Source organism: Paenibacillus sp. FW104-T2 (assembly GCF_058789975.1).
This window is the reverse complement of record NZ_JBYTCE010000007.1, coordinates 231921-245197: the sequence shown is the minus strand read 5'-3', so window position 1 is coordinate 245197 and position 13277 is coordinate 231921. Positions and strand designations below refer to the sequence as shown.

Sequence of the window (13277 nt, the reverse complement as noted above, 5' to 3'; positions counted from 1 at the left end):
AATTTAATCCAAAAAAAGAGCTTCGCTTAACGAAGCATCTGACAAAATGTACGTGCGGATTGTTCTATAATCCCGGTATCCCGCGCGGTCTCAGCCAGAACCAGAGATCCTTCTAATGCAGCAACAAACAGCGAAGAAACTGACCCTGCATCCATGCCTTCACGGAATTCTCCACTGTCCACTCCCTGCTGAAACAGCTTCTCGATCATAGGCTGCAATTCCCGGAAGAATCGGGAGATACTGGCCTTCACGTCGGGCGCACTTGCGGGCGTCTGCATATAGAGTGTTATAAAAGGACAGCTGCCTTCGAAATTGCGCCCTTCAATGCCTGCCGATAACGTGGCTATAAACGAGTTAACGCGCTCTTCGACGCTTCTTTCCCTCTGACTGAGCAATACATAGACTTGTGACTCATACTGGGCGATCCAGTATTGTACCACTGCCTGAAGCAGTTCCTCCTTATTTTTAAAATGATAATAAATATTGGACTTGGACACCCCGCTCGCCCGCACAACTTCATCCATGCTGACATAGCTGTATCCCTGACGCAAAAATAACTGCGCTGCCACTTCAATCGCCTTGGTCCGGTTAACCGGATTGGCACTTCTCGGTTTGGCAGAACCTGAGCTTGATGTTTGATTTGTCATATTTAGAACTATATAGTACTAAATACTTCATTGCAAGCTTTCTTTTTGCAGAATAGGATACGAGCCATGACTTATACACAGCTCTCATCCATATGTAGACACTTATGCACAAAGGATATCCACATATAGTATCAAGTACTAGGCTAAAGTTTTAGCTTACCTATTTATATTCATTGTTGTTATCCACAATCGAAATACAGATAGCCATTTTATCCTTTCCGGATGGTTCTCAAAATAAAAAAAATAGGCCAACCAGAACGATATTCTGGCTGACCTATTGAATGAGTCATGGTAGTGGATTGTCGAACGGAATTAGATGGCCTGTGGATATTATTTTCTGTGGATAACATTTAGTGATACTGGTCCATCTCCTATCTCCACTGACGTATAAACGTCATTCTGAAATTTTTACTTTTTCAGACTGTCCCAGTTTTGCTGCAAGGCATCAAGCAATCCGGCTTTATCCGATTTGCCTGCCACATATGCCTGGATGGTGCTGCCGTACTCCTGTGGAACACCTTCCGGGAAGCGGTTGAAGTTCCAGCTTAACGTTTTGTTTTCCTGACTGTACTTCATGATCTCTGTCGCCAGATCGCCCAGATCCTCTTCCGAGGCCTGAATGGAGCTAAACGCCGGGATAAATTTGAACTCTTTGGTCATGTACTGTTTCCCGATATCCGATGTTACGAGCCATTCTAGGAATTCCTTCGCTTCTGGCTTCACTTGCGAGTTTTTGTTTACAACCCAATAGTTAGGTACGCCGACAAACAATTTGTCATTCGGTTCATTCGTGATTGGCATTGGCAAAATACCGAGATTCAGGTCCGGGTTGATTCCATCAATCTGCACTTGAGTCCAGTTCCCTTGCTGCATCATCGCTGCTTCTCCGCTTGCAAACAGGGTTACCTGTGTATTGTAGTCGGTAGTAAGCGGGTTTTTGTTGCTGTATTTCAGCGTTAAATCGAGCAGGTTCATCCAGTCTGTGAACACTTGGTTGCCCGGAATTTTCTCTGTACCTTCGTTAAGGCCTTGAATGAATTTTACCGGATCTGCCTGATTCGCAAATGCAACGTTTACGTTATGATTGCCAAGCACCCACCACTCCTGATATCCATTCGAAAACGGTGTAATGCCGGCTGCCTGAAGCTTCTGAGCTGCCTGATCCAACTGTTCCAGCGTTGTTGGAATTTCAGTAATGCCTGCCTTTTCAAAAAGGTCTTTGTTATAAATGAATCCGTAGCCTTCGAGTGCCAACGGCTGTCCGTAGAGCTTACCGTCTTTGGTCATTGGCTCTTTGGCCACTTCAAGCACATCCTTGGCCCAAGCTTCACCTGACAGGTCTTCCAGATATTCAAGCCAAGTGTCCAGTTCGCGGTATCCGCCAACGTTGAAAATGTCCGGCTGTTCGCCTGCGGCAAATTTGGCTTTCAGTGCTGCACCGTAGTCACTGCCGCCACCAACCGTCTGAATGTCCAGTTTGATGCCTGGATGCGAGGATTCATATTCTGCCTTAAGGCGGTTAAGCGCTTCCGCAATTTCGACTTTGAATTGAAAGATTTTGATGGTTTTGTCCCCTGCAGCAGCCTCTCCTCCGCCCGTTTGAGCATCCGTATTGACCGGACTGCCGCTCTTGTCCCCGTTGCCACAACCTGCGAGCATTACCGAAAAAGCAATCAGCATGAGCAACGTCAACTTTGTCATTCTTTTCATACATACACTCTCCCTATAGTAGTTTCTGTTTACCAACTTGTTGGTTTGATTCAGCCACATGGGCGCAGGCAGCGTCTAACGAACTGAGCGCATGCTATCTGTCTTTGTTTCTTCAGGTTTGCAGTTTAACGAATTATAGAGACGTTATTTCGGCAATTTTTGATTGCTCATGCTTGTTCATACCTAAATAACGTTACTGGAGTTCGTTAATCTTTGCACGCCCTGATTATTTACCTATTAAGATGCGCTAGGTTCGTTAGAATATCGCCCCTAAAGTAATCATTCTTTTTCTGCCAAAAGGAAGTTCCCCTCTTGGCCTTACTCATTCTAGCTTTACATCTTTTAGTTTTTGGCCCTTTCCATTCAGGAGTCAGGCCCAGGTTATGCGGGCAAGGCTCCTTTTGCCCACCTCCGTGCGAGGTGGGAGCAAAGGGATCATGATACGCTGGAAAAGCAAAGCGTTCGCCTTTGATACTCGGTGGCTTCCTTCCCCCCATTCAATCAGGCTACCGAGAAGCAACAGCGATTGAAAGCGTACATGAAACCGACAGCGACCTTATCCCTCGCACTTTCCATGATCCCGGAGCAACCTACTCTCGCACCTACCCCTTAACTGATCCAGCGGTAATGCCCTGAATAATGTACTTCTGCATCAGCAGGAAGAAGATAATGATTGGCATGATGCCCAGCACCAGGGCAGGCAGTGCCAGATCCCATTGCTTCGTATATTGACCGAACAGCGCAAAGGTCGCAATCGGGATCGTACGCAGGTTGGAACTCTGCAAGATCAGGGATGGCAGCAGATAGTCATTCCAGATCCAGAGGGTGTTCAGGATAATGACCGTGACATACATCGGCTTCATGAGCGGGAAGACAATTCGGAAGAATACCCCGTATACGGAGCTGCCATCCACCCGGGCGGCTTCTTCAATCTCAACCGGGACCGATTTAACGAACCCGTGGAACAGGAACACCGACATGGGTGCACCAAATCCGAGATAACAGATAATTAAACCTCCCAGACTGTCGATCAGGCCAAGATTACTGGTTACCGTAACGAGAGGAATCATGATAGACTGAAACGGAATCACCATGGCGGCAATGAACATGCCGAACAGAATTCGGTTGAACCGGGTATCACTGCGAACCATTCGGTATGCAGCCATGGAGCTGATCAATACAAGCAGCAGGTTGCTGACCACTGTAACGATAAGCGAGTTCATCAGTGCCGAAGGGAATTTGATTTTCTCCCAGGCGTTTGCATAGTTGCCCCATTGGAAGACTTCCGGCCATGCTGCCGAATTGGTAAGCAGGTCACCAAATGTTTTGACCGAATTGACAAACAGGAAGTAGAACGGAACCAGGAACAGAAGTCCAATCAGTACCATGATGATCTCGGTTATGATCGTACTGAAGCGGTAGTTTTTTGTCGTTTCCATCTATGCCTCTACCTCCTTGCTCTTCGTCAGACGGACCTGAATCATCGTAATGATCGCAACGATCACGAAGAAAATGAGTGCTTTTGCCGTACCAATGCCGTAACGGTTGTTCACGAATGCCTCGTTGTAAATGTTGAGTGCAACGGACTCCGTTGATCCAAACGGTCCACCTTTGGTCAGTGACAGATTGAGATCAAACATTTTGAATGACCAGGAGATCGCCAGGAACAGACAGATCGTTACCCCAGGCATAATGAGCGGTAGAATGATGCTCCGCAGTACCTGCCAGCGGCTTGCTCCATCAATTTCAGCGGCTTCCAGCAGATCCGGCGACACATTGGTCAGGGACGAGATGTAGATGACCATCAGATACCCTGCGGTCTGCCAGACAAATACAATGACGATTCCCCAGAAGGCGGTCGGCTCGTCTCCCAGCCAAGGGAGGTTGAAGAAGGACCAGCCGGTCACGTCGCCAACTGCTGAAAACCCTTTCACAAATATGAACTGCCAGATAAAGCCGAGCAACAGTCCACCAATCACGTTAGGCATAAAAAAGATCGTGCGCAGAATGTTTCTCGTCTTAAGCGGTTTGGTCAGGAAGTACGCCAGGAAAAAACCGATGATATTGGTTAATACTACACCGACCACCGTAAAACGTACCGTGAACCAGAACGCTGTTTGGAACTTGGGATCATTCGCAAAAATATGAAGAAAGTTGTCGAACCCTACCCAATTGATATTCTCTGACACCCCGTTCCAATCTGTAAAGGAGTAATACATTCCCAGCAGGAAAGGGACCACGATGATGAGAATAAAGAACACGATGGAGGGACCCACGAACACCAGCTGCTGTAACAGCTGCGAAGATTTGCGATGCTTCATATCGTTCTCCCCTTCTATAGATGGATGGAATTGGTCTCTTTTTCTATTAAACCCCAATATTCCGGTTGGAAACACTGACCCTCGTGAACAGTTGGGTGTAAAATATTGTCCTCTCTTATCCTGCAACCAGAAGGGGTGTCCCAATGTCAAAATACTACAGCATTCGCACCAAGTTAATCGCTTTCATGCTCATAGCCACCACACTTCCCCTGCTGGCTTCCATCAGCATGACATTCATCCAGACCAAAACAGCCCTGCGCGAGCAGGCCGTTGCCGAGAACAAACGTCTCATCTATCAGGCTTCCACCAACCTCAACAACTATGTAGATAATGTGGCGCGAGCATCACTTGCCGTATACAGTGACCCTAATTTCCTACGTAATCTGGCAAAAATACCTGGCGATTATCGCGCTGTAGCAGAGGTGTATACAACGCTGCAGACCATTCGCTCAGCTGTACCGGATGTGTTCCAGCTCTATTTGCACTCGTTTGCAGCCAATCAATCTACCTTAATTATGAGCCCTTTTCCAAAGCGGGAGGAACGCAAACAGGCCTATTCCGATACCCTCCATGGAAAAACAGGTGGTGAGAGCCCGGATATATGGGTAGAATCAGCACATATGAGTCATACTTACGGCTTCAAGGCAGCTTCCGCCGATGATCCTGCACGAACAGTAATTACATTACATCGTGTAATCAAGGATGTTCCATCAACCGAGCGTCTGGGGGTGCTCGCCATAGACTTGAACATGGATACCATAGCGGCCATCTGCAGCAGGCTGTACGATCCGGAGAAGGAACAAATCTATGTCGTGGATGGTCAGAATCAGATCATATACCAAGGTCGTTCTGAGATCAGTGGAACAGATCAATTAAGGCAGGAAGCATCCAGGGAGCTTGATGCAGCACGGACGGGAACGGGAACAAGCAGCACCGCTGCAGGACATTTTGAACAAGAGCATTCCATGTATGTCTATCAACAAATGGGCAGCACCTTTGCCGACTGGACGATCATCAAACAAATTCCGAATGAGACGCTATATGCCAGGGCTACCACACTGACATGGAATAATGCCATGATTGCCATTGCTGCGCTTCTGCTCGTTATCGTGGCTACCCTGTTTATCTCGATCCGCATAACCGGACCACTCAAGCAATTAATGCGTTATATGAATCAGATTCAGGCGGGACGTCTGCATGTGGACATACGGCTTAAGAGCCAGGATGAGATTGGAGTACTTGCGCGTCATTTCCGGGATATGATGGATACGGTAAATAACCTGATTTTGCGAGAATACCGACTGGAGATTGCCAACAAAACCAACCAGCTCAAAGCATTACAGGCGCAGATCCATCCACATTTTCTATACAATACATTGCAATCCATAGGCACACTCGCCCTCCAGCATCAAGGGCAGCGGGTGTACGTGCTCCTCTCCTCCCTCTCCAAAATGCTGCGTTACAGCATGCGGGACCAAACTCGTGTCACCTTGCGAGAGGAAGCCGAGCATGCAAGGTTGTATCTGGAACTTCAACAGGAGCGGTTTGGCGACCGCCTTGAGGTACAACTTGATTTTGCCGAAGATACATTACGCACCGAACTGCCGAGAATGACCCTGCAGCCATTGATTGAAAATTATTTCAAGCATGGGGCGGATGTCCAGCCAGGTAAAGGATTCATTCGTATAAGCAGTCGCAGGACATCTGACCACTTGATTGAAATTCAACTGGAGAATAACGGACCTCCCATACCAGAGGAGAAGTTGTCCGAGATTCAGGGATGGCTAAGTCTGATTGACACCTCTTCCGGATTTGCCGCTCAGGATTCTGACCCATCGGAATCCATCGGCCTACGGAATGTGATGCGCAGGCTGCAACTGAACTCTCCGCCGGAGCATACGGCTATGCTGGAGATCAGCAACCTGGAACCAAACGGTGTCATAATTAAGCTCAACATTTACGCGGGGGAGTGAACAACATGAAAGCACTTATTGTTGATGATGAAAAGCACGTCCGCGACGCAATCCGGCTGCTTGGGCATTGGGATGACCTGGGGATAGATACCCTCCTTGAAGCCGCAGACGGTCATGAAGCCGCAGCAGCGATCTCTTCCCACCAACCGGAGATTGTTCTTAGTGACATGCGCATGCCCGGTCAGGATGGCATGGCCCTGCTGGAATGGATATCAGTTCACGCTCCGCAGAGCAAGGTACTGGTTATCAGTGGGTATGACGATTTTGAGCTTGTCCGGCATGCGATTCGCTACGGAGGCATGGATTATCTGCTCAAGCCCGTAGAAGCGGATGAGTTGAATGCCTCCCTATCCAAGGCCGTGAACGCCTGGCAGGAAGAAGAAGCCGTCCGTTTGCAGGCAGCACGCCAGTCCATTGTGGTCAACCGCATGCGTCCCCATTATCATGACAGGCTGCTGACAGAACTTGTCACCGGACGCGGCAATGGGCATGCTCAGATTCAGCGGCTGCGGGATGAGCTGAATCTCCCAGTTAAGGCTGGAAATTGCAATATTGCTGTCACCAGCCTGTCCCATCTGGACGCAGAATGTCTGGCCAAATACCGCAGCCATCCCGATCTGCTTGTATTCTCCGTTCTGAATATTTGCGCCGAGATGTTATCCACACCTGAGGAAGGCGTAGCATTCCGCCACTTGGATCAGCCTGATGAGATCGTATTATTGCATTGGGGAAGCTGTACCGCTCTTGGCCCCTTGCTTGAGAAGATAAACGCTGGATTGCAGCAAACCATCCAGCGCCGGCTTCACTTTGGTGTCTCCGCGTGCGAATCCTATCCTTCCGGTGTTGCGGCTGCCTATCAGGAAGCCAGCCTCCGGTTATGGAGGCGTAATACGCTCCAGAACGCACAAAGATTCCACGATTCTCTAGAGACTTCCTCAGGGAATAATAAAGGGTTACGTTTAAATGCTTATGAAGAATCCATGCGGCTTGCCTCGATTAGTGGGCGTGCTTCCAGTGTAGCCCATGCTGTGGCAGAGTGGATCGAGCCCATAACGCAGCTTCAGATCATCTCCGCCGAACAGGTTCATCAGTGGATGGAAGAAATGGAATGGATCCTTGGGCGGTGGCTTGATGATGCGGCAGACTCTCCGCCAGCAAGCGATGAGGATGCAGTAGAGGAACAGTCTATCCCCTTTGCAGAATTACCACTGGACTCCGAAGGGCTGCTGTCCTTGCCTCTGCTTCGGTCTCTGCTGGAACAGCGACTGTTGGCAGCGGGGAAAGCTCTTACTTTTCACCCTAATACCCATTCTGATCCGATGACCGATATTGCGCGCTACACAGATGCCCATTATCAAGAGGATCTGTCCCTGCAGCAAATCGCTGCACGGTTCTATCTCAGCCGAGAGTATATATCTCGCAAATTCAAGCAGCAGTTCGGTTTGAACTGGTCCGAATATCTGGGGAAACTGCGAATCAACAATGCCAAACTGCTCCTGCAGAATCCTTCACTACGGATCGTTAAAATTTCGGAAATGGTTGGATACCAGGACGAGAAGTACTTCAGCAAAGTGTTTAAAAAAATGGAGGGCATCTCACCTGGTGAATACCGTAAAACCTTAACGGAGGCGAATTCCTAGCCATATGAGAAGAGTAATTTTGATTACAGGAATGTCGGGTACCGGTAAGTCAACAGCCTTGGCCGAACTGGCCCGGAAAGGACATCGTATAGTGGATACCGATTACGGGGAGTGGAGCGAGAACGCAGACGGCACCGGTTGGTTATGGAACGAAGAACGGATCACGGCACTTCTTGCAGGGCATAACGAAGGAGCGCTATTTATCTCAGGTACAGTTTCTAACCAAGGAAAATTTTACCCCCTGTTTGATGCAATTGTCTTATTAAGTGCACCACTTGATGTTATTTTGGAACGAGTATCTTCCCGTCACAACAATCCTTACGGAAAGACTCAGGCTGAACGGGAAGAGATTATTCATTATGTGCATACGGTAGAGCCGCTGCTGCGTGCCGGATCGACGTTTGAGATCGACACGCGCAAATCCATTGAGGAAGTGACCGACGAGCTTGAGCGTATAGCTGCCTCACCTTGTAAGCGAAGCACAACCTAAATGATTACCTCATTTATCTCTTATGAAAAATGAAGGCACCAAACGGATGTAGATTAACTCTCCCGCTAATTCGACAATGGTTTGGGTTACGATGGCTGCAGCAGCTATTGTAGCCCATTCTTCCGGGAGTGCAAGCGCCAGCGGCAGCACGACGAGTGAATTCCGGGTCGCCGAGCTGAAGATCAGCGCACGTCCGGCACCGATGTCCAATCGGAACAGAATTGCCACCAAGCGAGACAGAAATGGCATCAATATCAAAAAAGACACATAAACAGGTATGGCATTCACGACAATAGCAAAGTCTGAGTACACCTTGCCAATCTGAGAGGCAACCACCACAATTAACGCCAGTGCCATCATCGGAACTGGCAGCCAGGCTGCTGTATCCATCAGCTTTTCCCCAACCGCTCTCCCCTTCGACCACACTTGAGTAAGGATTGCCAGGATTAATGGTATAACAATGAGAACCAGGAATGCTTCTGCAAACGGCCCCACTGTCATCAGCTGGGCTGCCTCTTCCCCGGTCAGTATCCACAAATACAAAGGCAGCAATACCATTTGCACCACGAACAAGATTGGCGTTACAGCCAGCATAAGCTTTTCATTCCCGCGTCCTAGCTGGGTAAAAACAATGACATAATCGATGCATGGGGTTAGCAGCACCAGGTAAACGCCGATGAGAACCGCAGGCGATTGCGGGAATATCCACGTTAGCAGCGATACGATCACAGGTACAACGACAAAATTGGCGGCTAAAACAGCACTGATAAACCTGAGATTGGATAACGATTGTTTCAACTGCAAAAAAGGAATCTGTGTAAACATACTGTATAGCAAAATGGCCAGCACGGGTGAAACAGTGTCACGCAAAGCCGATCCCCATTCAGCGTTTCCCAGGCCAATGGCTGCACCAATAAGCAGTGCAACGATATAGAACCAGGTTTGCTGCTTCTCCATGGTCTCTCTTGTAAGCACACTTCATCCTCCTTATTTGGGGCATATTCTTCTTTCATTACGCGTACATTGGACAGAGCATGGATCTGGGGGCAGCAAATACGGGTCATCCATCATGCATCCTGTGAATTTTTTGCGGCTCCTTATTAGAATGTGGAAGAATTGGGTATATTCATTGTAGACTGACCCGTGGTTCATTTATTCTTTTGTAAACCAAGGAGGATGTACAATGTCTCGTAACAATCCGTACAAATGGTTAAACGCGATTGGATTTATCGCAGTTATCGTTGTGAATTACCTGTCGAATTCTCTACCCATCGGCGGGAGAACCAACAAGGAAGTATCCGATATGTATCCCGTGCTGCTTACACCTTCAGGGTACGCCTTCTCCATCTGGGGATTGATCTATCTGCTGCTTGCAGGCTTCGTGATCTATCAGTTTCTTCCGTCATCGTGGAAAAGGGATTCCATCACCCGACTCGGTTACTGGTTTCTGGCAAGCTGCGTCTTTAACGTAGCATGGATCTTCGCTTTTCAAAATCTTCAGACAGGCCTCGCCCTGCTTATTATTGTATTGCTTCTGCTGTGCCTGATCATGCTGTATCTCAAAACGCGTGCCATCACCCTCCCAACAACAGCGGAGATTTGGCTGGTTAAACTGCCATTCAGCATCTACCTCGGATGGGTTAGTGTCGCGACCATTATTAATGCAGCTGTTCTATTATACAAAATTGGCTGGGATGGTTTCGGTATCAGCGAACCTACCTGGACGATCATCATGCTCATTGTAGGTCTTGTGCTGGCTGTATTAGTGAGCTTCCCTTATCGGGACAGCATCTACCCGCTTGTATTTACATGGGCATACATTGCCATCGCACTTAAGCAGAAAGACGTTTCCTCCGTTTATTATACGGCGATTATCCTTGCAATCGTGCTTGCGATCTATGCCGTATATCTCTTCTTCGCCCGTAATCAGGACCGTGATTAAGTGGAAAGAGTCCTTTGTAAACGTCGTTGAAAAAAGCCGATTCCGGTCAACTCATTCGGAATCGGCTTTTTATGTATTGTAACACTCAGAAAAGGGTGCTCCCGTTCTATTTCAGGGCGATAACTTCGATCTCCACAAGCGCATCCTTCGGCAAACGAGCTACTTCAACCGCACTGCGTGCCGGGTAAGGCTGTTCGAAAAATGTGCTGTATACCTCATTCACAGGAACAAAATCGTTCATGTCTTTCAGGAATACAGTCGTTTTTACGACTTTATCCATGCTTGTGCCTGCTGCTTCCAATATTGCTTTTACGTTACTTAAGGACAAGCGGGTCTGTTCCTGAACATTTGCGCCGAACTCTCCCGTTTGGGGATTCAGGCCAAGCTGACCGGATGTATAGACGAAATCACCTGCAGCAACAGCCTGGCTGTATGGACCGATAGCACCTGGAGCCTGATCTGTAGAAATTGGTTTTTTCATGGGCTGGTTCTCCTTCATGTTCTCAAGTTTTGAAGCTTATTATACCATGATCCTCTCCTGCCAAGAAACATCTCAGGAATTCTCTGTTCCAAGTGCATGAATCACTTCATTGGAGTAGACATGGTTGCCTTTGGCCCTGACAAGCGCAATATTAATCATAGCCCTGGCGATGGTTGAAGCATGTATTGCACGATACTTGGCAGCTTTCCCCTTCATCCAGCGATCCATGAACGTCATCAGGCGGGCAGCAAGCTGTTCTCCAACACGCTTTTCTCCGCGGTCACCCAAAATCAGAGAGGGTCTAAAGATATGCAAAGAGCGGAAACCAACCGAGGATAGAGCTTCCTCCATCTCCCCTTTGGTTCGACTGTAAAACACTCCCGAGCCCGCATTCGCTCCCATGGAAGAAATCACCAGCATCTGGGACACCCCTTGCTCATTCGCAAGTTTGGCTGCCTCTATCGGATAGTGAAGATCGACCTTGCGGAAATTTTCCTGACTGCCTGCTTTTTTGATCGTCGTGCCCAGACAGCAGTATAAGTCATCCATGGGGTAAAACAAATTCTTGGCGTCTCCCAGTTGATCCCAATCCACCACATACTGTTCAAGCTTGGGATGCTCAAGGTCCAGTCGCTTCCTGACCAAAATACGAACTAATCCATATTCCGGTTGCCGAAGCAAACGATGGACGAGCAGGCTGCCCACCAGACCCGTGGCCCCGATTACAAGGGCCTTTCGCCCGCTAATTTCCATACTCATCCCTCCATTTCATCTGTGATTACGATCTCAGAAGTACCCGGCGTCCCAGCGTAAAAGCAAGAATCAGCATGGTAACACCAATACCTACCTGAAACCCATAGGTAGCCATCCAGGTTAGCGTCTCCGGCCACTCTTCCATTTTCTCATACAACCAACCGCCAATCAGTGGTCCGAGGAACGACGTTACCCCCGTTAAGGCTGAGTAAACGGCGACGAACATCGGTCTCTCACTTTTGGGTGTATCTCCGATCGTAAAGTTGAAGGCCAGCTGGTTAAATCCTCCGACACCGACACCAAGAAAGATATGAGACAAAAAGAGCGCGATCAAAACAGGCATAAACGACATCAAACCCCAGGACAGACAAGAGAGTGCGATGATTGGCAATGTCCAAAATAATAAGGTTTTGTTGCTGAATCGTGCGTTCAGATTACCCCAAATATAGAATCCGGCCATCATGACGATGGTCTGTACCACCGTAATGAGAGAGACCATCTGATAATTAATGTTAAGCAAGTCAAGCATTACATATGAATACAGCGGAACGATCAGAGTCTGAATCCACAACCAAACCGCCAGAAATAGGGCAGCCTTCAGAAAAGACCGATCCTGAAACGGCTTCTTCAGCATCCGCCAGAAAACCGTCTCGGTCGAACGTTCAAAGGGGACATCCGGATAAAAGAAATAGATCACGATATTCGCTATCGCACAGATCCATACCGGAATAAACAGAATCAGGAAGCCCATCTCGCCCGGAAAACGGTCCAAAACGATACCTCCCACAAACAAGCATACGCTTCCAAGTGCATTCAGGATTGTATTCCGAATGCCGAAATAACGTCCCCTCACTTTGGCATGTACGATGTCCCCAATGAGAGAGGTCCAGATCATGCCCCCGATGGTATTGGATATGAACGCAACCGTGTACATTCCAATATAAACGCCTACCCACCACTCTTTCGGGAAGAGAAAGGGAATTAATCCAGTGGCGCTCCACAAGATGCGATGTACTCCAACGAATAACAGCAGCATGCGTTTCCGGCTGCGGATACGCTGCATCCAGAAGGCTGCTCCAATCTGGGCGATATTCACAAACGTGGTTATGGCGAGTACAAAACCGATGTGTCTTGACCCGGCCCCAAGGTACAGCAGAAATCCCGTTAAGAATGGTCCACCCAGCAATGTTTGCAATATAATTGCCGGTACACCCTCCCATGTTGCGATCGATAAGTTGATACGTTGTGTCGAACCCTTGCGACGTTTGCCTGCAAACGAGGGAGGGTTAACCTTGACCATCTTCTGTATGGGGATACACT

General features: G+C 48.3%; 12 protein-coding genes. 4 read left to right on the top strand and 8 right to left on the bottom strand.

The window, feature by feature from the left end:
* Positions 1–26: 26 nt before the first annotated feature.
* The 4 genes from AC3WQ3_RS11730 to AC3WQ3_RS11715 form a co-directional block, all read right to left on the bottom strand.
* A complete protein-coding gene (locus AC3WQ3_RS11730; protein WP_492472355.1) occupies positions 27–647 on the bottom strand; it encodes a TetR/AcrR family transcriptional regulator in 621 nt (206 codons plus the stop codon).
* Between the two features lie 408 nt (positions 648–1055).
* Positions 1056–2357, bottom strand: coding sequence for an extracellular solute-binding protein (locus AC3WQ3_RS11725; protein ID WP_154896601.1), 1302 nt, complete (start codon positions 2355–2357; stop codon positions 1056–1058).
* 602 nt (positions 2358–2959) lie between these two features.
* Positions 2960–3796, bottom strand: coding sequence for a carbohydrate ABC transporter permease (locus AC3WQ3_RS11720; protein ID WP_095291844.1), 837 nt, complete (start codon positions 3794–3796; stop codon positions 2960–2962).
* Positions 3797–4678, bottom strand: coding sequence for a carbohydrate ABC transporter permease (locus tag AC3WQ3_RS11715; RefSeq protein WP_095361509.1), 882 nt, complete (start codon positions 4676–4678; stop codon positions 3797–3799).
* A gap of 143 nt (positions 4679–4821) precedes the next feature.
* Between AC3WQ3_RS11715 and AC3WQ3_RS11710 the strand changes: the two genes are divergently transcribed.
* From AC3WQ3_RS11710 to AC3WQ3_RS11700, 3 genes are read left to right on the top strand one after another with little or no spacing between them, the layout of a single operon-like run.
* A complete protein-coding gene (locus AC3WQ3_RS11710) occupies positions 4822–6651 on the top strand; it encodes a cache domain-containing sensor histidine kinase (RefSeq protein ID WP_492472354.1) in 1830 nt (609 codons plus the stop codon).
* Positions 6652–6656: 5 nt separating this feature from the next.
* Positions 6657–8291 carry a response regulator gene (locus tag AC3WQ3_RS11705; RefSeq protein ID WP_492472353.1) on the top strand — a complete coding sequence of 545 codons (1635 nt, stop codon included), beginning with the start codon at positions 6657–6659 and terminating at the stop codon, positions 8289–8291.
* A gap of 4 nt (positions 8292–8295) precedes the next feature.
* The gene (locus AC3WQ3_RS11700) at positions 8296–8781 is read left to right on the top strand and encodes an AAA family ATPase (protein ID WP_336783706.1); all 486 of its coding nucleotides are present in this window, start codon (positions 8296–8298) and stop codon (positions 8779–8781) included.
* A 9-nt stretch (positions 8782–8790) separates the two neighbouring features.
* On the opposite strand, the gene AC3WQ3_RS11695 is transcribed toward AC3WQ3_RS11700, so the two are convergent.
* Positions 8791–9738: an arsenic resistance protein gene (locus AC3WQ3_RS11695; RefSeq protein WP_492472379.1), complete on the bottom strand. Its 948-nt coding sequence runs from the start codon at positions 9736–9738 to the stop codon at positions 8791–8793.
* 226 nt (positions 9739–9964) lie between these two features.
* On the opposite strand from AC3WQ3_RS11695, the gene AC3WQ3_RS11690 reads away from it, so the two are divergent.
* The gene (locus AC3WQ3_RS11690; RefSeq protein ID WP_336783707.1) at positions 9965–10723 is read left to right on the top strand and encodes a TspO-related membrane protein; all 759 of its coding nucleotides are present in this window, start codon (positions 9965–9967) and stop codon (positions 10721–10723) included.
* Positions 10724–10829: 106 nt separating this feature from the next.
* Here AC3WQ3_RS11690 and AC3WQ3_RS11685 read toward each other — a convergent pair whose 3' ends face one another.
* The 3 genes from AC3WQ3_RS11685 to AC3WQ3_RS11675 form a co-directional block, all read right to left on the bottom strand.
* Positions 10830–11204: a RidA family protein gene (locus AC3WQ3_RS11685; RefSeq protein WP_127539207.1), complete on the bottom strand. Its 375-nt coding sequence runs from the start codon at positions 11202–11204 to the stop codon at positions 10830–10832.
* A 72-nt stretch (positions 11205–11276) separates the two neighbouring features.
* Positions 11277–11963 (bottom strand): oxidoreductase, encoded by a 687-nt coding sequence (locus tag AC3WQ3_RS11680; RefSeq protein ID WP_492472352.1) that lies wholly within the window; start codon positions 11961–11963, stop codon positions 11277–11279.
* A gap of 19 nt (positions 11964–11982) precedes the next feature.
* Positions 11983–13257, bottom strand: a complete 1275-nt coding sequence (locus AC3WQ3_RS11675) for an MFS transporter (protein ID WP_492472351.1) — start codon at positions 13255–13257, stop codon at positions 11983–11985.
* Positions 13258–13277 lie beyond the last annotated feature (20 nt).

What these genes read in the sequence shown, in the direction of transcription:
- AC3WQ3_RS11720 (WP_095291844.1), bottom strand. Translation starts at nt 3,796, where the DNA reads ATGGAAACGACAAAAAACTACCGCTTCAGTACGATCATAACCGAGATC.
- AC3WQ3_RS11695 (WP_492472379.1), bottom strand. Translation starts at nt 9,738, where the DNA reads ATGGAGAAGCAGCAAACCTGGTTCTATATCGTTGCACTGCTTATTGGT.
- AC3WQ3_RS11680 (WP_492472352.1), bottom strand. Translation starts at nt 11,963, where the DNA reads ATGAGTATGGAAATTAGCGGGCGAAAGGCCCTTGTAATCGGGGCCACG.
- AC3WQ3_RS11705 (WP_492472353.1), top strand. Translation starts at nt 6,657, where the DNA reads ATGAAAGCACTTATTGTTGATGATGAAAAGCACGTCCGCGACGCAATC.
- AC3WQ3_RS11715 (WP_095361509.1), bottom strand. Translation starts at nt 4,678, where the DNA reads ATGAAGCATCGCAAATCTTCGCAGCTGTTACAGCAGCTGGTGTTCGTG.
- AC3WQ3_RS11730 (WP_492472355.1), bottom strand. Translation starts at nt 647, where the DNA reads ATGACAAATCAAACATCAAGCTCAGGTTCTGCCAAACCGAGAAGTGCC.
- AC3WQ3_RS11725 (WP_154896601.1), bottom strand. Translation starts at nt 2,357, where the DNA reads ATGAAAAGAATGACAAAGTTGACGTTGCTCATGCTGATTGCTTTTTCG.
- AC3WQ3_RS11675 (WP_492472351.1), bottom strand. Translation starts at nt 13,257, where the DNA reads ATGGTCAAGGTTAACCCTCCCTCGTTTGCAGGCAAACGTCGCAAGGGT.
- AC3WQ3_RS11710 (WP_492472354.1), top strand. Translation starts at nt 4,822, where the DNA reads ATGTCAAAATACTACAGCATTCGCACCAAGTTAATCGCTTTCATGCTC.
- AC3WQ3_RS11685 (WP_127539207.1), bottom strand. Translation starts at nt 11,204, where the DNA reads ATGAAAAAACCAATTTCTACAGATCAGGCTCCAGGTGCTATCGGTCCA.
- AC3WQ3_RS11700 (WP_336783706.1), top strand. Translation starts at nt 8,296, where the DNA reads ATGAGAAGAGTAATTTTGATTACAGGAATGTCGGGTACCGGTAAGTCA.
- AC3WQ3_RS11690 (WP_336783707.1), top strand. Translation starts at nt 9,965, where the DNA reads ATGTCTCGTAACAATCCGTACAAATGGTTAAACGCGATTGGATTTATC.